General features: G+C 73.1%; 18 protein-coding genes. 8 read left to right on the top strand and 10 right to left on the bottom strand.

The window, feature by feature from the left end:
* Positions 1 to 140: 140 nt before the first annotated feature.
* Complete coding sequence (locus HNQ79_RS04175; protein ID WP_268253540.1) at positions 141 to 1,223, bottom strand: DUF4349 domain-containing protein; 1,083 nt, start codon at positions 1,221 to 1,223, stop codon at positions 141 to 143.
* 148 nt (positions 1,224 to 1,371) lie between these two features.
* Here HNQ79_RS04175 and hemG point away from each other — a divergent pair, with 148 nt between their 5' ends.
* Together hemG and hemQ are read left to right on the top strand one after the other, a co-directional pair.
* Complete coding sequence (gene hemG / locus HNQ79_RS04180; RefSeq protein WP_185027007.1) at positions 1,372 to 2,826, top strand: protoporphyrinogen oxidase; 1,455 nt, start codon at positions 1,372 to 1,374, stop codon at positions 2,824 to 2,826.
* Positions 2,827 to 2,830: 4 nt separating this feature from the next.
* Positions 2,831 to 3,592 (top strand): hydrogen peroxide-dependent heme synthase, encoded by a 762-nt coding sequence (hemQ, locus tag HNQ79_RS04185; protein WP_221507324.1) that lies wholly within the window; start codon positions 2,831 to 2,833, stop codon positions 3,590 to 3,592.
* Between the two features lie 84 nt (positions 3,593 to 3,676).
* Here the strand turns inward: hemQ and HNQ79_RS04190 are convergent, their stop codons facing one another.
* The 4 genes from HNQ79_RS04190 to HNQ79_RS04205 form a co-directional block, all read right to left on the bottom strand.
* Entirely contained in the window at positions 3,677 to 5,347 is a 1,671-nt protein-coding gene (locus HNQ79_RS04190) for an alpha/beta hydrolase (RefSeq protein ID WP_185027008.1), read from the bottom strand.
* 154 nt (positions 5,348 to 5,501) lie between these two features.
* Positions 5,502 to 7,073 carry a multinuclear nonheme iron-dependent oxidase gene (locus tag HNQ79_RS04195; protein ID WP_185027010.1) on the bottom strand — a complete coding sequence of 524 codons (1,572 nt, stop codon included), beginning with the start codon at positions 7,071 to 7,073 and terminating at the stop codon, positions 5,502 to 5,504.
* A gap of 109 nt (positions 7,074 to 7,182) precedes the next feature.
* Positions 7,183 to 7,947, bottom strand: coding sequence for a DUF4142 domain-containing protein (locus HNQ79_RS04200; RefSeq protein ID WP_185027631.1), 765 nt, complete (start codon positions 7,945 to 7,947; stop codon positions 7,183 to 7,185).
* Positions 7,948 to 8,180: 233 nt separating this feature from the next.
* Positions 8,181 to 8,909: a peptidyl-tRNA hydrolase gene (locus HNQ79_RS04205; protein ID WP_185027012.1), complete on the bottom strand. Its 729-nt coding sequence runs from the start codon at positions 8,907 to 8,909 to the stop codon at positions 8,181 to 8,183.
* Positions 8,910 to 8,993: 84 nt separating this feature from the next.
* On the opposite strand from HNQ79_RS04205, the gene HNQ79_RS04210 reads away from it, so the two are divergent.
* From HNQ79_RS04210 to HNQ79_RS04220, 3 genes are read left to right on the top strand one after another with little or no spacing between them, the layout of a single operon-like run.
* A complete protein-coding gene (locus tag HNQ79_RS04210) occupies positions 8,994 to 9,671 on the top strand; it encodes an AIM24 family protein (RefSeq protein ID WP_185027015.1) in 678 nt (225 codons plus the stop codon).
* A 44-nt stretch (positions 9,672 to 9,715) separates the two neighbouring features.
* A complete protein-coding gene (locus tag HNQ79_RS04215) occupies positions 9,716 to 10,549 on the top strand; it encodes an ATP-binding cassette domain-containing protein (RefSeq protein ID WP_229923209.1) in 834 nt (277 codons plus the stop codon).
* Complete coding sequence (locus HNQ79_RS04220) at positions 10,546 to 11,214, top strand: ABC transporter (protein WP_185027017.1); 669 nt, start codon at positions 10,546 to 10,548, stop codon at positions 11,212 to 11,214. The genes HNQ79_RS04215 and HNQ79_RS04220 overlap by 4 nt, the downstream gene beginning before the upstream one ends.
* A gap of 113 nt (positions 11,215 to 11,327) precedes the next feature.
* Here HNQ79_RS04220 and HNQ79_RS04225 read toward each other — a convergent pair whose 3' ends face one another.
* Positions 11,328 to 12,185 carry a polysaccharide deacetylase family protein gene (locus HNQ79_RS04225; protein ID WP_185027635.1) on the bottom strand — a complete coding sequence of 286 codons (858 nt, stop codon included), beginning with the start codon at positions 12,183 to 12,185 and terminating at the stop codon, positions 11,328 to 11,330.
* A gap of 78 nt (positions 12,186 to 12,263) precedes the next feature.
* On the opposite strand from HNQ79_RS04225, the gene HNQ79_RS04230 reads away from it, so the two are divergent.
* From HNQ79_RS04230 to HNQ79_RS04240, 3 genes are all read left to right on the top strand, one after another.
* Positions 12,264 to 12,755: a GNAT family N-acetyltransferase gene (locus tag HNQ79_RS04230; RefSeq protein WP_185027019.1), complete on the top strand. Its 492-nt coding sequence runs from the start codon at positions 12,264 to 12,266 to the stop codon at positions 12,753 to 12,755.
* Positions 12,756 to 12,896: 141 nt separating this feature from the next.
* Positions 12,897 to 13,436 (top strand): methanogen output domain 1-containing protein, encoded by a 540-nt coding sequence (locus HNQ79_RS04235; RefSeq protein ID WP_221507325.1) that lies wholly within the window; start codon positions 12,897 to 12,899, stop codon positions 13,434 to 13,436.
* Positions 13,433 to 14,995 carry a PP2C family protein-serine/threonine phosphatase gene (locus tag HNQ79_RS04240; protein WP_185027023.1) on the top strand — a complete coding sequence of 521 codons (1,563 nt, stop codon included), beginning with the start codon at positions 13,433 to 13,435 and terminating at the stop codon, positions 14,993 to 14,995. The genes HNQ79_RS04235 and HNQ79_RS04240 overlap by 4 nt, the downstream gene beginning before the upstream one ends.
* Positions 14,996 to 15,025: 30 nt before the next feature.
* Here HNQ79_RS04240 and HNQ79_RS04245 read toward each other — a convergent pair whose 3' ends face one another.
* The 4 genes from HNQ79_RS04245 to zapE all read right to left on the bottom strand — a co-directional run bounded on the left by HNQ79_RS04245 (position 15,026) and on the right by zapE (position 19,203).
* Positions 15,026 to 15,886, bottom strand: coding sequence for a PPK2 family polyphosphate kinase (locus tag HNQ79_RS04245; protein WP_229923235.1), 861 nt, complete (start codon positions 15,884 to 15,886; stop codon positions 15,026 to 15,028).
* A 196-nt stretch (positions 15,887 to 16,082) separates the two neighbouring features.
* A complete protein-coding gene (locus tag HNQ79_RS04250; protein WP_185027027.1) occupies positions 16,083 to 17,537 on the bottom strand; it encodes an alkaline phosphatase PhoX in 1,455 nt (484 codons plus the stop codon).
* 134 nt (positions 17,538 to 17,671) lie between these two features.
* Positions 17,672 to 18,097, bottom strand: a complete 426-nt coding sequence (locus HNQ79_RS04255; RefSeq protein ID WP_185027029.1) for an OsmC family protein — start codon at positions 18,095 to 18,097, stop codon at positions 17,672 to 17,674.
* A gap of 44 nt (positions 18,098 to 18,141) precedes the next feature.
* Entirely contained in the window at positions 18,142 to 19,203 is a 1,062-nt protein-coding gene (zapE, locus tag HNQ79_RS04260) for a cell division protein ZapE (RefSeq protein ID WP_185027638.1), read from the bottom strand.
* Between the last annotated feature and the right edge of the window lie 25 nt (positions 19,204 to 19,228).

The following is a 19,228-nucleotide window of genomic DNA, read 5'->3' on the forward strand; positions in this document are numbered from 1 at the left end:
GGTAGGGGCTGGCAGGGATGGGCGGGTGCCGGGGTACGGGAGCGGCGGGGAAGGGTGCGGAGGGGGCGGCTCCGCCGGGGAGCCGCCGGATCAGGAGCGGGGCCGGGCAAGCAGGCGCGGCCCCGCCGGGAGCGGCCGGGTCAGGAGCGGGGCGGGGTCTCGCCGTCCGTGGTCCGGGGGTCCGCGGTCCGCGGTTCCGCAGTTCCGGGGGCCGAATCGGCGGGGCGGTCCTGCCGGGGAAGGCCGGGGGCGGCCGGGTAGGAGGGAAAGGCCGAAGCGGTACGGGTCCGCTTCGCGGGCAGGCGCGGGGCGACGACCTTGCGCCACAGCAGGTAGAGAAGACCGAGGGTCACCGCGAAGGGCGCCACCGCCCCCACCACCATCGAGATCCACCGCACCGTCGTCACGAACGCCTCCCAGCCGCCGCCCAGTGCGTCGACGAAGCCCGGTTCGTCGTCCTTCTCCGGCGGAGCGGGCTTCTTCTTCGGTGGGACCTCGGAGAGTACGAGCGTGATGGTCGCCATGCCCGTACGGTCCTTCAGCGAGGCCTGTTGGGCGATCAGTGACTCCAACGTGGCCTGCCGGCTGGAGAGTTCGGCCTCCATCGCGACCACGTCGCTGAGCTTCGTCGCCCGGTCCATGAACTCCTGGACCCGCGCCACGCTCACCCGCTGCGACTTGATCCTGCTGTCGATGTCCACCACCTCGTCGGTGACGTCCTTGGCCTCCGCCTTACGGGCCAGCAGCTTGCCGCCGCTGTTCTCCAGAAAGGTCAGCGTCTCGGAGTACTTGTCCTGCGGCACGCGCAGCGAGACGCGGGAGTAGACGTAGCCGGACGCGTCCCGTTCGGTGGACTCGTTGCCGACGAAACCGCCGGCCGCCTCCGTGGCCGTCCGGGCCCTGGCCAGCGACTCGGTCACGCGGGACACCTGGAGGTGGAGCTCGGCGGTGCGGATCACGTGGAGGGGCGCGGCGGCCTTGGGCGCCCGCGCGACGCCGGGCGCACCGGGCGCGTTCGGCTTCCCCGCACCGGGGTTCGCCCGGTCGCCCGCCCCCACTCCCGGCTTCTGCGGCGCGGGCGCAGCCGCTTCCTTCCTGGCGCTGTCACCGCTCTCGGTGTTCCCGCCCGCCGCGCACCCGCCGACGGCGAGCGTGGCCGCGACCACCGCCGCACCCGCGCGGTACATCCGCCGCCGTCCCGCCGTACGCACTGCTGCCTGCATTCCGGTCCCCCGAACGTAGTGATCCGTGTTGCCGGTTCGACGTACCGGGGAGGGGCGCGGGTTGCCCTTTTCCGGTTCCGAAGCGGCTCCGAACGGGTCACGGACGGGACTCGGCGGAACAGGGCGGAACGTTTGAGACAGTGGAGGCATGAACGGTACGGACACAGGGACCCGCAGCGCGCCGCACGTCGTCGTCGTCGGCGGCGGGATCTCCGGCCTCGCCGCCGCCCACCGGCTGCTCGCCCGCGGCACGCGGGTGACCGTCCTGGAGGCGACGGAACGGCTCGGCGGCAAGCTGCTCGCCGGACGGATCGCGGGCGCCCCCGTCGACTTGGGCGCCGAGTCGATGCTGGCGCGGCGGCCCGAAGCCGTGGACCTCGCCCGCGCGGTCGGGCTGGGCGACCGCCTCCAGCCGCCGTCCACCGCCACCGCGTCCCTCTGGAACCGGGGCGTGCTGACCCCGATGCCCAAGGGCCACGTGATGGGGGTCCCGGGCGACCCCTCCGTGCTGAGCGGCGTGCTCTCCGCCGAGGGCCTCGCCCGCATCGAGCAGGACCGGACGCTGCCGCGCACCGAGGTCGGCGACGACATGGCGATCGGGGAGTACGTCGCCGCGCGCCTCGGCCGTGAGGTCGTGGACCGGCTGGTGGAGCCGCTGCTGGGCGGGGTGTACGCGGGCGACGTGTACCGCACGTCGCTGCGGGCCGCCGTGCCGACCCTGTACGACGCGGCCGCCTCGTACGACTCACTGCTCGACGGCGTGCGCGAACTGCAGCGCCGCGCCGGCGCCCAGCAGCGGACGGGGCCCGTCTTCATGGGCATCGACGGCGGGATCGGCACCCTGCCGGACGCCGTCGCGGACGCGGTACGGGCCCAGGGCGGGCGGATCCGCACCGGGACGCCCGTGCGGGGCCTGGCCCGGCGCGAGGGCCGGTGGTTCGTCCGTACCGACGCGGCGACGTACGAGGCGGACGGCGTCGTCCTCGCCGCCCCCGCCGGACCCGCCTCCCGGCTCCTGGTCGGCGAGTCGCCGTCGGCGGCCGCCGAACTGGCCGGTGTCGAGTACGCGTCGATGGCGCTGGTGACGATGGCCTTCGCCGGTGCGGACGTGGCAGACGTGCTGCCGCGGGGATCGGGCTTCCTCGTGCCGCCGGTCGACGGGCACACCATCAAGGCGTCGACGTTCTCCTCCCGCAAGTGGGGCTGGGTGAACGAGCACGCCCCGGACCTGTTCGTACTGCGCACCTCCGTCGGGCGGTACGGCGAGGAGGAGCACCTGCACCGGGACGACGCCGACCTGGTGGACGTGTCGCTGCGCGACCTGGGGGCCGCGACCGGACTCGCCGCCCGGCCCGTGGAGACGCGGGTGACCCGCTGGACCGGCGGGCTGCCGCAGTACCCCGTCGGCCACCTCGACCGGGTCGCCCGGATCCGCGAGGCCGTCGCGAAGCTGCCCGGACTGCGGGTCTGCGGAGCCGCGTACGACGGCGTCGGCATCCCCGCCTGCGTCGGCAGCGGATGGCGCGCGGCGGCGGAGATCACCGAAGAGATCTTGGCCACGCCCACCCTGGTGGAGGGCACGGCGGAAGGCACGGGACAATAGCCACATGACTGCTCAGGAGAACGCCGCGAACGAGGGCGCCGCCACCGGGGGCGCCGCCGCCGTCGGCAAGGCCCCGAACGCGGGCAAGAAGGCCAAGGACCTCAACGAGGTCATCCGCTACACCCTGTGGTCCGTCTTCAAGCTGCGCGACGTGCTGCCCGAGGACCGCGACGGCTGGGCCGACGAGGTCCAGGCGCTCTTCGACAAGCTCGCCGCCGAGGACGTCACCGTGCGCGGCACGTACGACGTCTCCGGGCTGCGCGCGGACGCCGACGTCATGATCTGGTGGCACGCCGAGACCGCGGACGAGCTCCAGAGCGCGTACAACCTCTTCCGCCGCACCAGGCTGGGCCGCGCTCTTGAGCCGGTGTGGTCGAACATGGCGCTGCACCGCCCCGCCGAGTTCAACAAGTCGCACATCCCGGCCTTCCTGGCCGACGAGAACCCCCGCGACTACGTCTCGGTCTACCCCTTCGTGCGGTCCTACGACTGGTACCTGCTGCCCGACGAGGACCGTCGCCGCATGCTCGCCGACCACGGCAAGATGGCGCGCGGCTACCCCGACGTGCGCGCCAACACGGTCGCCTCGTTCTCGCTCGGCGACTACGAGTGGCTGCTGGCCTTCGAGGCCGACGAGCTGTACCGCATCGTCGACCTGATGCGCCACCTGCGCGCCTCCGAGGCCCGTATGCACGTCCGCGAGGAGGTGCCCTTCTACACCGGGCGACGCAGGAGCGTCGCCGACCTGGTGGCGGGACTCGCGTAACGTCCTCGCGAAGCACATGACTTGGTGACGGACCGGACGACTATGGGTGCGTAGTCGGCCGGGCCGTCACCCCAGCCCGGAAGATCAGACGACGGCCGGAATCCCCGAGGGGAGGGCCCGCTCGTCCAGCGACACCGGGTTCGGCTCCCGGTGCGGCGCGCACACAGCGCGCCGCACCGGTGTTTCACCGGTCAGCAGGTACGTGTCCAGGTGCTTGTTGACGCAGGCGTTGGACCCGCCGCCGATGCCGTGGGTGCCGGCGTCCTTCTCGGTGACCAGGGCGGCGCCCGGCAGCCGCTTCTGGAGTTCCAGCGCTCCCTTGTACGGGGTCGCCGCGTCGCGTTCCGCGGCCAGGATCAGCGTCGGGGGCAGCGCGCCCTCCGCGGTCCGCACGTCCACCGGCTGCTGCCGGGGCGTGGACCAGTACGCGCACGGCAGATTCATCCACGCGTTGTCCCACGTCTCGAACGGGGCGCGTTCCGCGAGCTGTGTGTTGTCGCGGTCCCAGGTCGCGAAGTGGGTGGGCCAGGGGGCGTCGTTGCACTCGACGGCCGTGTAGACGGCATTGCCGTTCTCGTCGTCCCGGGCGGTCTCGGGGCGGGGCGAGGCCTGGTCGATCAGCGGCTGCGGGTTGCCCTTCAGGTACTCGGACAGGGCGGTGGCGCGCATCGGCCACACGTCGTCGTAGTAGCCCGCCTGGAGGAACGTCGAGTGGAGCTGGCCGGGGCCGACCACCTTGCCGGCCGGCTTGTGGGCCAGCTCGGCGCGCACCCGGGCGTAACTGTGCTGGACCGCGCGGGGGGTGGCGCCGAGCCCGTACACCTTGTGGTGCTTGGCGACCCAGGTGCGGAAGTCCGCCCAGCGCTGCTCGAACGCGGCGGACTGGTCGAGGTTGTTGCGGTACCAGATTTGCTCCGGGTCGGGGTTTACCGCCGAGTCGAAGACCATGCGGCGCACGTGCGAGGGGTAGAGCGTCGCGTAGAGCGCGCCGAAGTAGGTGCCGTACGAGGCGCCCATGAAGTTGAGCTTCGGCTCACCGAGGGCGGCGCGCAGCACTTCGAGGTCACGGGCGTTGTTGAGCGAGTGGTAGTGCCGCAGCGCGTCACCGGCCTTGCGGGCGCAGCCCCGCGCGTACGTCTTCGCGCGGGCGATCCGTTCCTTCTTGTACGACTCGGAGGGGTGCACCGGCGACTGGGTGGGTGCCTGGGCGAAGTCCTTGGGGTGCACACAGCTCAGCGGGGCGCTGCGGGCGACTCCGCGTGGGGAGTAGCCGACCAGGTCGTACGCCCCCGCGATCTTCTTCCACTCGGGCAGCCCGGCGGCCAGGGGGAAGTACATGCTGGACGCGCCGGGGCCGCCCGGGTTGTAGACGAGGGCGCCTTGGCGGGGGACGGGCCTGGTGGTCGTCCCGCCCTTCCCGTTCTTCGTGCCCGGCACGGTCTCCTTGCCCCTGGCCCTGAGGCGGCTGACGGTCAGTTCGATCTGCTTGCCGTGCGGCTTCGCGTAGTCGAGGGGGACCTTGACCGTGCCGCACCGGACGGAGTCGGGGAGGGACTCGGAGGCCGGGCAGCGGCCGAATGCGATGCCCGAGGCCAGGGCGCGCTCGGCGGCGAGCGCGGTGCCGTGCGCCTCGGGGGACGCGGGCGGGCCGACGGGTGCTGGGGCGGCGGCGCCGCCCGCCGGGGCCGCGGTGAGGGCGGTCAGGACCAGGGAGCCCAGAGTGGTGGCGGCTCCGTACAGCGCTAGTGCTCTCATCGCGATCCCTTGTTCCGACCATGGTGGACAAAAGGGATAATCAGTAAAGTAGTTGACGATGTAAAGCACCCGGGTGCGGTGTCGGACTCATTGATCCGAACGAATGACACGCTGCTGTGTCGGTCCCGTGCGCAGCCGCGGCCCGAGTCCACGCTCATGCGCGAGTCGCCGTTTGCGGGGGCACGGCGCGGCCCGTCGTCCCGGCCCCGCCGGGCAGGGGGCGGACGCGGGCCGACGCCGAGCGCAGGAACCGGGTGACGCGGGACGGCGGGCGGGCCGCGACCCGGTCCTGCCACCAGTGGGTGAGGGCGCGCCTGGCGGCCGGGTCGAGGGTGCCGTGCACAAGGGTGTGCTCGGCGAAGTCCAGGGCGTCACGGCGGTAACCGGCGCTCATGGGGCGGGTCCTGGCGTACGCGGAGAAGGCAGGGCGGAACCCGGACCCGGGGCGGGACCCGAGGATCTCCGGCAGCTCCGGGGCGACCTTGGCGACGATGTCGGCGCGCTTGGCGGTGAGGGCGCGCGACTGGACGCGCAGCCGCGGGCCGTCGAAACCCTCGGGGACGGGGGCGCCGGTGAGGAGGGCGCTCAGCAGGGCCGCCTGAGCGAGGGCGACGCGCTGGCGGGCGGGGTCCGGTGCGGCGGCGGCAACCGGCGCGCCGGGGTTCGGGACGGGCAGGGGGCGGCCGGCGGGCACGGGAACGCCGGGGCTCGCGAAGGGTACGGATCGGTCGGCGGGCGTGGACGTACCGGGGTCCAGGAGGGGTGCGCGGTGGCCGACGGGCGTGGGCGCTTCGGGGTTCGCGGCGCGTGCGAGGCTGTCGGTGGGCGCCGGGGTTCGTGGCAGGGGGCGGACGGGCCCGGTACCGACTGTGGCGAGCCCCGGTGCGGCCGGAGCGAGCCGGACGGTGTCGCGGATCAGGTCCAGTTCGGCGGCCAGGGCGGCCGGGGCCGGGAAGTCCTCGTCGCGTTCCAGCAGGACGCCCGGCGGGGCGACGCGGGAGCGCAGTTCCGCGAGGACGTCCAGGACGGGACGGGTCACCGGGTGCGCGTGCGTGTCGTGCCAGACGCCGTCGCGTTCGACGCCGCCCGCCACGTGGACGTACGCGATGGCCTCGACCGGCAGCTCGTCCAGGGCCTTCGCCGGGTCCTCGCCCCGGTTGACGTGGTTCGTGTGGAGGTTGGCCACGTCGACGAGCAGGCCAACGCCGGTGCGGTCGACGAGTTCGGCGAGGAACTGGCCCTCGGTGAGCTGCTCGCCGGGCCAGGAGATCAGGGCGGCGATGTTCTCCAGCGCGAGCGGGACGGGGAGCTGGTCCTGCGCGATGCGGACGTTCTCGCACAGGACGCGCAGGGCGTCCCAGGTCCGCGGGACCGGCAGCAGATGGCCGGCCTCCAGGACCGGGGAGGCCGTCCGGTGACCGCCCGCCCGGACGAAGGCGACGTGCTCGGTGACCAGCGGGGCGCCGAGGGCCTCCGCGCGGGCGGCCAGATCGGCGAGCCGGCCCGCGTCCGGGCGGTCGGCGCCGCCGATGCCCAGCGAGACGCCGTGCGGGATCACCTTCGTACCCCTGGCGCGGAGGCGGAAGAGGGAGTCGGGGAGGTGGCCGGGGCAGATGTTCTCCGCGACCACCTCCACCCAGTCGATGCCGGGCAGGGCCTCGATCGTGCCGGCGATCTCCGGGCGCCAACCGATGCCGATGCCCAGAGGTACTGCTCCGTGTGCCATGACGTCCCCCGTCGTCCGATCCGTGTCGTTCGCAGGGGTGATGGCCCCGGCGGGCGCCGGCGAACCCACCCGGGGGGAGGTTCAGAGCTTGATTTGAGGTTCCCGGCCCTCACCTCACGGCCGGGCTGCCGATCTCGCCGACCGGCGGTGCGGAGGGCAGCGAGGTGAAGCTCCGGGTGCCGGTGGGGGCCGCGGGGACGGGGGCCGGGAGCGGAGCGCCGGGAACCGGCGGGGGCGGGCCGACGGGGCTGGCGGTCGCGCCGTCCGCCGCCTCGTTGGCGAGCGCGTCGAAGTCGACCAGGCCGGTGCCCTCCAGCATGGTGATGTGGTCGAGGACGGTCTGGTTCGAGGCGTCCGCGAGCTGGCGGATCAGGGCGTTGCGGGTGCTGTGGCGGACCTGCGCGATGACGCCGAAGACCTTCCCGTGCGCACGGCGGAGCAGGTTCGCGAAGAGGCGTTCGTAGGTGGGTCCGGTCGCGGCCGTCAGCTCCCGCAGCCAGCCCTGCTGCTCCTCGGTCGGCTGGTTGGGCAGTTCCACGCCGAGCCGGGACGCCACGGAGCGGGCCCGCGCGTCGAGGTCCGTATGGCCGACGACGAGATGGTCACCGGCCGCCTTGACCGACTGGCTCGGCGCCCGCTCGATGGCCTGCTGCCCGGCCGGCAGCTCCCACAGCCCCGCGAGCCGCACCTTGACCAGCAGGTCCCGGTCGGCGGCCGACAGCGGACCCCACTTGGTGCCGACCGTGGAGGCGGCCAGGTTCGCCTGGCCGGTGCCCGAGCGGTCGGCGTACGACCAGAGGGGAAACGCGAGCGCCGCGAGGGTGGCGAGCAGGGCGGTGACGATGAGGGCGGTGCCGTTGACGCGGCGTAACAGACCGTGGGTGGAGGGCAAGGTGACTCCCAGGGCGCTGAGCGTGCTGCCTTACGTGGCGCTTCGCGTGGTGGGCTGCGAGACGTACGGGTGCGGCGACAGGTGCGGGTACTGCGGTACGACGTCGAATCAACCGCCAAGCTCCTTGATCCTTCAGGAACTTGACGGCATTCACGGGTACGTGTGAGGCACGCGACGCGTTCAGCCGTGCCGAAAGGGCCCGGGAATCCGATGGCTCAGAGGGGACGGGTGAGGCGACGCAGTGCCGGGTGATCGGCGACCACCGTGCAGGAGCCCGGCGCGATCTCCGTGAAGCCCGCGTCACGGACGACCGGCAGCCCGGACGTGGTCAGCTCGCGCCACCGGGCCGCCGGAGCTGTCCGTACGGACAGGGGGAAACCGGCCTCCCGCCACGCGTCCCGGTCCTCCTCCGAGAGGTCCCACCAGGCGAGCTGCGCGCCGTGCCCGGCCTGCGCCATCGCCTTGCCCGCCGACATGTCCAGGCCGGGGCTCATCCACAGCACGGGCCCGGACGGGTCGGGTGCGCCGGGCTCCTGGGGGTCGTCCAGCTCCGTCCCCGACACCTGGAGCTTCGCCAGTTCCTTGGGCCAGCCGTCGAGCGGGACGGGCGGGAAGACCCGTACCTCCGCAGCGTTCGGCGCATCCGGGCGGCAGGTCACCGTGATCCCCGGCAGGCCCGACGCCTTGCGCCACTCCGCGCCGCGTGCCCGCCGCACCACCTTGCGGATCCGGGCGTCCTGCCAGTCCCGCACCGCCTGCGCCCATTCGCCCTCGCCCTGCGCCCGCGCGTCGGACAGCATCACCAGCACGGCGCGCGCCGCCGTCTCCAGTGCGTCGGTACGGGCCGGCGGGTCGGCCTTCTCGATGCGTACGACCAGCGGCAGTACGTACTGGGGCGCGGCGTCGCGCAGATCGGCGGGGGCGGGGCTGTCCTGGCTGCTCATCCGGCCAAGTCTGCCAGGGTCGGGACGCGAACCCGCCCGGGAACTCCTTGTCGGACCGATCCCCGGCACGCCAGGATGTCCCGCATGAAGAGCGATCTTTTTGCCGCAGAGAACGTGGCGCAGCCGGCGCAGGCCCCCGGCATGACCCTCCAGAACTCCAAATCGGTGAAGTACGCCGTCAACGGCGAGATGCACGCCCGGCAGGGCGCGATGATCGCCTACCGGGGCAACCTGCAGTTCGAGCGCAAGGGCCAGGGCGTGGGCGGCATGCTCAAGCGCGCCGTCACCGGCGAAGGCCTCCCGCTGATGGCCGTGCGCGGCCAGGGCGAGGCGTGGTTCGCCCACGAGGCGCAGAACTGCTTCATCGTCGACCTCGAGCAGGGCGACGCCCTCACCGTCAACGGCCGCAACGTGCTGTGCTTCGACGCCACGCTCTCCTACGAGATCAAGATGGTGAAGGGCGCCGGCATGACCGGCGGCGGCCTGTTCAACAGCCTCTTCACCGGCTTCGGCAAGCTCGCCGTCGTCTGCGACGGCAGCCCCCTGGTCATCCCCGTCACCCCGCAGATGCCCGTGTACGTCGACACCGACGCCGTGGTCGGCTGGAGCGCCCAGCTCAACACCTCCCTGCACCGCTCGCAGTCGATCGGCTCGATGATCCGCGGCGGCTCCGGCGAGGCGGTCCAACTCGTGCTCCAGGGCGAGGGATTCGTCATCGTGCGGCCCAGTGAACTCACCCCGCAGAAGGCGACGGCGCACTGAAACTGACCGGTGTCGGCCGACGGTACGGACTGCGCGGGGCGTGGGTGCTGCGCGGGATCGACGTGGAGCTGCGCCGCGGCACCCTGGTGCGCTTCCACGGCTCCAACGGCACCGGGAAGTCGACCCTGTTGAGGATGCTCGCCGGGACGGACTCCCCGAGCGAGGGGCGGGTGGAGGGACGTCCGCGGCGGGTCGCGTACGTTCCCGAGCGCTTCCCCGGCGCGCTGCCCCTCACCGCTCTCGGCTATGTGACGCACCTCGGCCGCATCCACGGGTTGCGGCGGGGCGAGGCGAAGGCGCGGGCGGGGGAGTGGCTGGAGCGGTTGGGGGCGGCGGAGCACGCCCGCACCCCGGTCTCCGAGCTGTCGAAGGGCACCGCGCAGAAGGTCGCCGTCGCCCAGGCCCTCGTCGCCGCACCGCAGTTGCTCGTTCTCGACGAGGCGTGGACCGGGCTCGACGCCGCCGCCCGGGACGAGCTGGACCGGTCCGTCGCCGAGCGCGTAGCGGCGGGCGCGACGGTGGCGTTCGTGGACCACGACCCGCAACGGCTCGTGCGGGCGGTGGACGTGGCGTACCGGCTGGAGGCGCACGGCCTCGTCCCCGCCGAACCCCCCTCCCTCGAGGCGGGTTCGGAGTCGTGGGTGCGCATCGTGGCGGTCGGCCCGGTCGGGGCGATCGCCCCCGCCGGACTCCCCGGGGCACCGTCCGTGACCGCGGGGCCGGACGGAACCACGGAGCTGACAGTGGCGTCGGTGCACTCGGACGGCGTGCTGCGCGCCCTCCTCGGCGCCCGGCCCGCCTGGCACGTACGGGCGGTGTCGCCGACGCCCGACCAGGTGCAGCGGCCGACACCGGTACGGGAACGGAACCAGCCGTGACGGCCCTCCTCGGCTACCAACTCTCCCTGCTCGCCCGGTCGCAGAGGTGGATCGCCCCCGGGATCCTGTACGTCGCCGTCCTCGCCGTCGGCGTCCAGAGCGGCCAGCCCGTCCTCGATTCGCTCGGCTACGGATCCGCCGCCCTGCTGCCGGCCGCCGCCTGGCTCGTGCGGGTCTGTGTCACCAACGAGCCGCCGGCCGCCCGGCACTGCGCGTCGGCCGCCGTCGGCCCCCGCCGCGTCCACCTCGCCGCCCTGCTCACCGCCTTCGGGTGCACGGCGCTGGTGGGGACGGCCGGCACGGTGTTCATCGTGCTGATCAGCAGAGGGACCAGCACCAGCGGCGCGGTGGTGGTCCCTCCGCTCGCCGCCGCAGCCGCCGGCCTGCTCGCCGTGCTCGCCTGCACGCTCGTCGGCACGGCCGTCGGCGCGCTCTGCAACCGGCCGCTGCTGCGCGGCACCGGCTGGGCCGTCGCGCTCACCGCACTCGGTGCGCTGCTCGCTCTGGTCACGGCCGGCTCACCCGCCCGCAGCGCCGTGACGGGGCTGGTCAGCGGCTCGGACAGCGGGACGGTGGCTTTCGCGCTCGTGCCGACGGCCGCGGCCCTGCTGCTCGCGGGGACCGCCGCCGCGGTGGCCTGCGCGCTGGCCGCCCGGCGGGACTGAGACGGGCCGGAGCGGTCGGCGGACCTGCGGGGGGCGGAGGATGCGGCTGGCCGGCGGGGGCGGTCACTCCCGCCGGGGCTTGGCATGGTCGGGTCGACCGGCCCCCGCCCCGTCTACCGCTGCCCGATGAGCTCGGACACCTTCACGAACCGGTAGCCCTTCTTGCGCAGCTCCGGCACGATCCGCCGGATCGCCTGCTCCGTCACCGGGGCCGCGCTGCGCGTGCAGTGCATGACCACCAGCGACCCGGGCCGTACCCCCGCCAGCACCTGCCCCGCCACCGCGTCGGCGTCCGTGGCGAAGGCGTCCCCGCTGACCACGTCCCACTGGACCGCCGTCACCTTCGCGGGCCCCAGGTTCCGCAGCGCACGGTCGTCGTAACAGCCGCCGGGGAAGCGGAAATACGGGACCACGTTCCGTGCCCCCGCTGTGCGGAACGCGGCGAACGCCCGTTCCACGTCCGCGCGCATCGCGTCCGGAGCGACGGTCGGCAGGCCGTAGCAGGGGGACTTGAAGGCGTGGTGGCTGTAGGAGTGGTTCGCGATCTCGAAGAGCGGGTCCGTACCGATCGCACGCGCCTGGTCCGGGTACTCCTCGGCCCACCGGCCGGTCATGAAGATCGTCGACGGCACCTTGAGCGTGCGCAGCGCGGCGATGAGCCGGGGGTTGTCGAAGCGTTCGCCGCGTGCCGCGCGCGGGCCCTGGTCGGCGGTCATGTCCGCGTCGAAGGTGAGCGCGACGACCTTCTCGGCGTTCCCCTTGCGGGCCCGCTCGAAGACCGGCGTCAGCCCTTCGGGTCCGGCGGCGACGGTGGGCGGGGCCGGGGCGGCGGGTGACCGCGGGGGTGCGGCGGACTCCGGCGGCGCGGGGGCGGCCGGTGCACGGCGGGCTTCCGCACCGCCTCCGCCGCCGTTCGACGCCCCGCTCCCGCACCCCGTGAGGGCCGCTCCCAGCACCGCCGTCGCGATCATTCTTCGTACAAAAGTGGTCACTCACGGAACGTATCCGATGAGATGCGAAGCGCTGGAGAGCGGCACGGCCTCCCTGGGATGAGCCATACTCACTCGGTGAACGCACCCCTCGCACGCGCCCCCGACATCGCCGTGCGCCGTGCCACCGCCCGCGACGCCAAGCGCCTCACCCGCCTCGTCCGTACCTCCCGTGCCTACGAGGGTCCGTACGCGCCGATGGTCGACGGTTACCGGGTCGGCCCGGACTACATCGAGACGCACGAGGTGTACGCGGCGGTGTCGGCCGACGACGACCGGGTGCTCGGCTTCTACGCGCTGATCCTCGATCCGCCCGAGCTGGACCTGATGTTCGTCGCGGACGGGGCCCAGGGCCTGGGCATCGGCCGCCGGCTGGCCACGCACCTCACGGACCGCGCGCGGGCGGCCGGCCTGACCGAGGTGCGCGTCGTCTCGCACCCGCCGTCGGAGGGGTTCTACCGCAGCGTCGGCGCCGAGCCCCTCGGCACGGTCCCCGCGAACCCGCCCGCCGTGTGCTGGGACCGGCCGGAACTGGTCCTCACGGTGCGCTGAGGCGCCCGGGACGTGCTCGCCGGGTGGACCGGCAGTACGTCTGAGCGGGTCGCCCCGGCGCGGGCGGAGCCTTTAGGCTGAATGGGCCGGGCGCTCGCGCGGTACGACGGGGCGACGAGAGGCGGCACTGTGGGGCATCCGGTGGACGCGCAGATCGACCTGGACCGCGATGTGTTCCTGAGGACACTCGTGCGGGAGCTGGCGACCTCGCTGGAGGCGGTCGTCGGCATGGAGGAGGCATCCGGTTACATCAGCCTGGTGGGGCAGGCGGTGGGAAACCAGATCGACGACATGTACCTCGAAGCGCTCGGCGTCGACCGGCTGACCGCGGAGCACGTCGCGGAGGCGCTGGTGGACCTCAAGCGGCGGATCAACGGCGACTTCCACGTCATCGAGCAGGACGACACGAAAATCGTCCTCGGCAACCGGGCCTGCCCGTTCGCCGAGAAGGTCCTGGGCCGCGAGTCGATGTGCATGATGACGTCGAACGTGTTCGGAACGATCGCCGCCCGCAACCTCGGCTACGCCCGCGTCGAACTGCGGGAGACCATCGCCCGCGGCGACGCCGGCTGCCGGGTCGTCGTGCACCTGACTCCGGGCAGCGGACCGGCGGACGGACGCGAGTACTTCGGCGACGCGGACCTGCCGTCCGCCCCTCCTGCCGATGTGGTGCCTGCATGAGCCCTGGCCTTTTCGAGGCCATCACCAGAACCCTGCCCCACCCCGTCGCCCTGTGCGCGGCAGACGGCACGATCCTGGCCGCGAACCCGGCCGCCACCGCCGCGGTCCCCGAACTGCACGCCGGGGCGAACCTCTACCGCCTCGCCCAGGACGACGCCGGAGTCCTGACGGGCCACCTGCGCAACTGGCTGCGCAGCGGCAGCCCGCTGCCGGGCGCCCTCACCCTGAAGGGCAGCGACGGCAGCCCGGCCAGGTTCCGGTGCCACGGCGTCCGCGCCACCTGGTGGCAGGGGGCCGGCCCGGTGGTGCAGCTGACCCTGCGACGCCTCGACCAGGACGACCGCTTCGCCGTCCTCAGCGAGCAGGTCAGCGCCCTCAACCGGGAGATCGCCGTCCGGCGCACGGCGGAAACCCAGCGAGAGGGGCTGCTGCTCGCCGAGCAGGCCGCGCGCGTGCGGCTCCAGCGTCTGTACCGGTTGACCGAGGCGCTGGCGTCGTCCGCGACCCTGGCCGAGGTCGCGGAGGCCGTCGCGAGGACCGCCGCGCGCGCGTTGGACGTCGCCGGCGTGAGCCTGGAACTGCACTCGCAGCACCTGGTGCCCGCCCTGGCACCCGGCGAGGACCGGGGTGCTCTCACCGGACGCGCCTGGAGCGACCTCGATCACCCCGTCGACGGCACACCGGCCGTAGCCGCTTCCGCGGCACGGATCGTCCTGCAGGCCGACGGCGTCGTGCTGGGCGCCCTGAACGTCCACCCCGGGACGAGCGGGATCCCCGAGCCGGAACATCTCACGGCCGTTACCCAGCAGATCGCGCAGGCGGTCCACCGCGCGGGGCTGTACGAGCACGAGCACCGCGTCGCCGAACGCCTCCAGCTCAGCCTCCTGCCGCAACTGCCGGAGGTCCCCGGCCTGGAGGTGGCCACCGCCTACGCGGCGGCCAGCGACATGGTGCGCGTCGGCGGCGACTGGTACGACGTCTACCACCTCGACGAGGACCACATCGGCCTCTCGATCGGCGACGTCGCCGGCCACGGCCTGCCCCAGGCCGCCGTCATGGCGCAGATCATCGCCGTGCTGCGCGGACTCGTCCTGCGCTGCGGCACCCGCCCGGAAGAGGTCCTCACCGAACTGAGCGAGTACCTGCACCTCTATCACCGCGGCCAGATGGCCACCGCCGCCTACCTGCTCTACCACCGGCCGTCCCGGACGCTCACCTACGTCAAGGCCGGCCACCCTCCGCCGCTCGTCCTCGCCGCCGACGGCTCCAGCCGCTTCCTCGACGGCCCGATCTCCCCGCCCCTGGGACCCGTCCCGGACGCCCGCTACCGCCAGGGCTCGACCGTCCTCGGCGCGCACGAGACCGTCCTGCTCTACACGGACGGTCTCATCGAGCGCCGGGGAGAGAGCCTGGACGTGGGTCTGGACCGGCTGACCCGGGCCGCCCGCGACGGCACCGGTCTGAACGTGCACGACCTGTGCCGGCTGTTCCTCGACCACCGGCCCGGCGACGACTACCCCGACGACCGCGCCCTGCTCGTGGTCCGGCCGACCCCGTAGAGAACCCGTCGCAGGGACTCTCCGCGCAGGTCAGGGGCTTTCCAGCAGCCGCCGCCTGCACTCCGCCACGTCGAAGTCTGCCTTCGGGTACTGCGGGTCCAGCCCCTCCAGATGTTCGAGCAGGAGGTTGCTGACCGCCCAGTTGCGGTACCACTTGCGGTCGGCGGGGACCAGGTACCAGGGTGCGGCGGGCGAGGAACAGCGCTCGAGTGCGCTCTCGTACGCCTCCTGGTACGCCGGCCACAGGGCGCGGTCCTCGATGTCGCCGGGAGCGAACTTCCAGTGCTTCTGCGGGTTGTCGAGACGCTCCAGCAGTCGGCGCTTCTGCCGGTCGTGACTGATGTGCAGGAATACCTTGACGACGGTGACGCCGCTCTCGGTCAGCGACTGCTCGAAGTTGTTGATGTGGTCGTAGCGGCGCTCGATCTCCTCCGGTGCAGCGAGCCCGCGCACCCGGCCGATCAGGACGTCCTCGTAGTGCGAACGGTCGAAGATGCCGATCTCGCCCGCCTCGGGAAGTGCCTTGGCGATGCGCCAGAGGAAGGAGTGCGCGCGTTCCTCCTCGGTGGGGGCCTTGAAGGCACGAATGCGGCAACCGGACGGGTTGAACAGCCCGATCACGTGCTTGACCGTGCCGCCCTTGCCGCTGGTGTCCATGCCCTGGAGCACCAGCAGCAGCCGCCGGGGGTCACCGGCGGTGCTGGCGGCGTACAGCCGTTCCTGCAGTTCGCCCAGGCGCGGGGCGAGTGCGGCGGTGGCGGCCACACCGGCGGACTTCTCCCGGGGGCCGACCGGGCGGGCATCGGCGGCGTACGAGGCGAGGGAGACGGGTGAGGAGACCGGGACACGGAGGGCGTCGCTCACCGACGCGGGCGCGACCGTGGGCTCCACCGGGCGGGGCTCCTGGTTCTGCTCGTACTCCTGGGGCACTGCGCACCTCTTCTCGTATCGCATCGGTCCCGTACGCGGCCGGTCCCTCCCGTGGTCGTGCGCCGACCCGGAAGGGAACGCGAACGGGCGGGGCGGGGCGGACGCCGCGGCACCCCCGTCGCACACCGGCCGCTCCGCCGCCCCGCCCCGGGGGCCCTCAGTCCGCCCAGGGCCCCCGCACCGCGAACGTCGTTCCCGGCGTGTAGCAGTTCACGTACATCGTCGACTCGTCCGGTGAGAACGTGACGCCCGCGAACTCACCCCACTCCGGCGCCTCGGGCGTCCCGATGTTCTGCCGGTTGCGGGCCATCGCGTACACCTGACCACGCCTGGTCAGGCCGTACACGTGCTGTACCCCGTCCCCGTCCTCGCACACCATCAGCCCGCCGCTCGGCGCCAGGCAGATGTTGTCGGGGGACTCGCCCGGCAGCTGGATGCCGGTGGCCGGACCGAAGACGACGACCAGCGTGAGACGCCGGCGGTGCGGTTCGTACTTCCACACCTGGCCGAAGTGGTCGCGCGCCGAGCCCTCCTTGGAGCGGGCGAAGCTGGAGACGAAGTAGACCGCGCCGTCGCCCCAGTAGCAGCCCTCCAGCTTCTGGGCGTGCGTGATGCCCTTCGGCCCGAAGTCCTGGTGCCGGATGGGAGTCCGGGCCGCGAGCGGATCCGGCACCGGCACCCACTCGACGCCGCGGAAGCTGCGCCCGGTCTCGTGGACGGCCGACAGGTCCGGTACGCCCGGCACCCGCATGGCCTCCAGCGTGCCCCCGGCGCGCAGCGAACCGACCCCGCCCAGCGGCTTATTGGGCAGGAAGCGGTAGAAGAGGCCGAAGGGGCGCGCGAACGCGTCCTCCGTCTCGTACACGATCCCGCTCCGCGGATCGACGGCGATCGCCTCGTGCTGGAAGCGGCCCATCGCGGTCAGCGGGACCGCGCCGGTGCGGTGCGGGTCGGCGGGGTCGACCTCGAAGATGAAGCCGTGGTCCTTGGTGTAGCCGGCGGTACCGGCCTTGTCCTCGTTCTCCTCGCAGGTGAGCCAGGTGTTCCACGGGGTGGGTCCGCCCGCGCAGTTGACGGCCGTACCGGCGAGGCCGACGCGTTCGTCCAGGACGTTGTCACGGCCGTCGAGGGTGAGGGTGGTGCAGCCGCCCTTGGCCGCCGGGTCGTAGGTGAGGCCCTTGGCCGTGGGGACGCCGAACGCGGCGGACATCCGGTTCTCGTGGTTGCGGACCAGGTGGACGCGCCCGCGACGGCCGCGCAGGGCGGTCATCCCGTCGTGGTTGCTGGGCACGGGACCCTCGCCGGAGCGCAGCGGTTCGCCCTCGCGGGAGAGCACCCGGTGGCGGAAGCCCCTCGGGAGGTCGAGCAGTCCCTTCGGGTCGGGCACGAGCGGGCCGTATCCGGCGCGTCTGCGACCGCCGCCCCGCGGTGCGGCCAGCGCCGTTCCCGCGAAGACTTCGGAGAGGGCGCCGGTGAACGCGATCCCGGCACCCAAGGCACCTGTGCGGGACAGGACCTGACGGCGCGTCGAGTCGGGAGAGAGGTTGGGAGAGGATCCGGACGCGGTCTCGGGCGACGGTCCGGTCGGTATCTCGGACGAGGTCGAGGACATGAGGCAACTCCCTGCTGGCGGACAGGAATGTGACCCGCACGTGTGTACCACGCAACTGGTGTCACGTGAACAGTGCGGGCCACAACAGCCCCAGGGGTTCGCCCCTACGGACGCCCGGAGGATCCGCTGCTACCTCAGGCGAGCGACGCGCTCAGCGTGATCGTCGTACCCGAAAGGGCCTGGCTGACCGGGCAGTTGGCCTTCGCGTCCTCGGCCGCCTTGACGAAGCCGGCCTCGTCGAGTCCGGGCACCTCGCCCTGCACGGTGAGGTGGATGCCGGTGATGCCGGTGCCGGGCTGGAAGGTCACCTCGGCGGAGGTCTCGATCCGCTCCGGCGGGGTGCCCGCACCGGCCAGGCCGTGGGAGAGCGCCATCGAGAAGCAGGAGGAGTGCGCGGCGGCGATCAGCTCCTCGGGGCTGGTCTTGCCGTTCGCCTCCTCGGCGCGCGACGGCCAGGACACGGGGTAGCTGCCGACCTTGGAGGAGTCGAGGGAGACGGTGCCCTCGCCCTCCATGAGGCTGCCGGTCCAGACGGTGTGCGCGTTACGGGTGGTGGCCATGGTGAATCCCTTCGGAAACCGGAAAATGCACTGCGCCACCGAACTTACTGCGCCGCCGGGCCCGACGCGCCGTGGACCTGCTGTGCCACGAGCCCCTTTGCGTCCCGCGCGAGTGCCGTCAACCGGGAGATCGCCCGGAAGTACTTCTTCCGGTAGCCGCCGTTCAGCATCTCGTCACTGAAGAGCTGGTCGAACGGCAGCCCGGACGCGAGCACCGGCACCTCGCGGTCGTACAGCCGGTCGGCGAGGACGACGAGCCGCAGCGCCGTCGACTGGTCCGGGACGGGCGTGACCCCCGTCAGGCAGACCGCGGTCAGACCGTCGGTCAGCGCGCCGTACCGGCTCGGATGCACCTGCGCCAGGTGGTCGAGCAGCGCCGGGAAGGCGTCCAGGCTGGCGCCCTGGGCCGCGTGCGCGGCCTCGGTGACCTGCGCGTCGGTGTACGGCGGCGGCGCCTGCGGAAGACCCCGGTGCCGGTAGTCCTCGCCGTCGATGCGCAGCGGCCGGAAGTGCGCGGAGAGCCCCTGGATCTCGCGCAGGAAGTCCGCGGCGGCGAACCGGCCCTCGCCGAGCTTGCCGGGCAGCGTGTTGGAGGTCGCGGCGAGCGCCACCCCCGCCTCCACCAGCCTGCTGAGCAGGGAGGACACCAGCACCGTGTCACCCGGATCGTCCAGCTCGAACTCGTCGATGCACAAGAGCCGGTGACCGCTGAGCGTGGCGACGGTCTGCTGGAAGCCGAGTGCGCCGACCAGGTTGGTCAGTTCCACGAACGTGCCGAAGGCCTTCAGCGACGGCTCGGCGGGCGTCGCGTGCCAGAGCGAGGCGAGGAGGTGGGTCTTGCCGACGCCGTACCCGCCGTCCAGGTACACCCCGCGCGGCCCGGCCGGCCTCGCGGGCGCCTTCTTCGCGAACCAGCGCCGCTTCCCGGCGTCCGGGGCGGCCCCGAGCCCGGCGGCGAAGTCGCTCAGCACCCGCACCGCCTCGGTCTGGCTGGGCTGCTTCGGGTCGGGTACGTACGTGTCGAACCGTACGGAGTCGAAGCGCGGCGGCGGCACCATCTCGGCGACGAGCCGGTCGGCGGGGACGCGCGGCTCGCGGGCGCACAGCGAGAGCGGGGCTGCCCCCGCTCTC

It is taken from the genome of Streptomyces candidus, assembly GCF_014207445.1.
Lineage (GTDB): Bacteria > Actinomycetota > Actinomycetes > Streptomycetales > Streptomycetaceae > Streptomyces > Streptomyces candidus.

Bases quoted from the DNA above. Each gene is read 5' to 3' on its own strand.
- HNQ79_RS04175 (WP_268253540.1), bottom strand. From the start codon at position 1,223: ATGCAGGCAGCAGTGCGTACGGCGGGACGGCGGCGGATGTACCGCGCG.
- hemG (WP_185027007.1), top strand. From the start codon at position 1,372: ATGAACGGTACGGACACAGGGACCCGCAGCGCGCCGCACGTCGTCGTC.
- hemQ (WP_221507324.1), top strand. From the start codon at position 2,831: ATGACTGCTCAGGAGAACGCCGCGAACGAGGGCGCCGCCACCGGGGGC.
- HNQ79_RS04190 (WP_185027008.1), bottom strand. From the start codon at position 5,347: ATGAGAGCACTAGCGCTGTACGGAGCCGCCACCACTCTGGGCTCCCTG.
- HNQ79_RS04195 (WP_185027010.1), bottom strand. From the start codon at position 7,073: ATGGCACACGGAGCAGTACCTCTGGGCATCGGCATCGGTTGGCGCCCG.
- HNQ79_RS04205 (WP_185027012.1), bottom strand. From the start codon at position 8,909: ATGAGCAGCCAGGACAGCCCCGCCCCCGCCGATCTGCGCGACGCCGCG.
- HNQ79_RS04210 (WP_185027015.1), top strand. From the start codon at position 8,994: ATGAAGAGCGATCTTTTTGCCGCAGAGAACGTGGCGCAGCCGGCGCAG.
- HNQ79_RS04225 (WP_185027635.1), bottom strand. From the start codon at position 12,185: ATGATCGCGACGGCGGTGCTGGGAGCGGCCCTCACGGGGTGCGGGAGC.
- HNQ79_RS04230 (WP_185027019.1), top strand. From the start codon at position 12,264: ATGAGCCATACTCACTCGGTGAACGCACCCCTCGCACGCGCCCCCGAC.
- HNQ79_RS04240 (WP_185027023.1), top strand. From the start codon at position 13,433: ATGAGCCCTGGCCTTTTCGAGGCCATCACCAGAACCCTGCCCCACCCC.
- HNQ79_RS04250 (WP_185027027.1), bottom strand. From the start codon at position 17,537: ATGTCCTCGACCTCGTCCGAGATACCGACCGGACCGTCGCCCGAGACC.
- HNQ79_RS04255 (WP_185027029.1), bottom strand. From the start codon at position 18,097: ATGGCCACCACCCGTAACGCGCACACCGTCTGGACCGGCAGCCTCATG.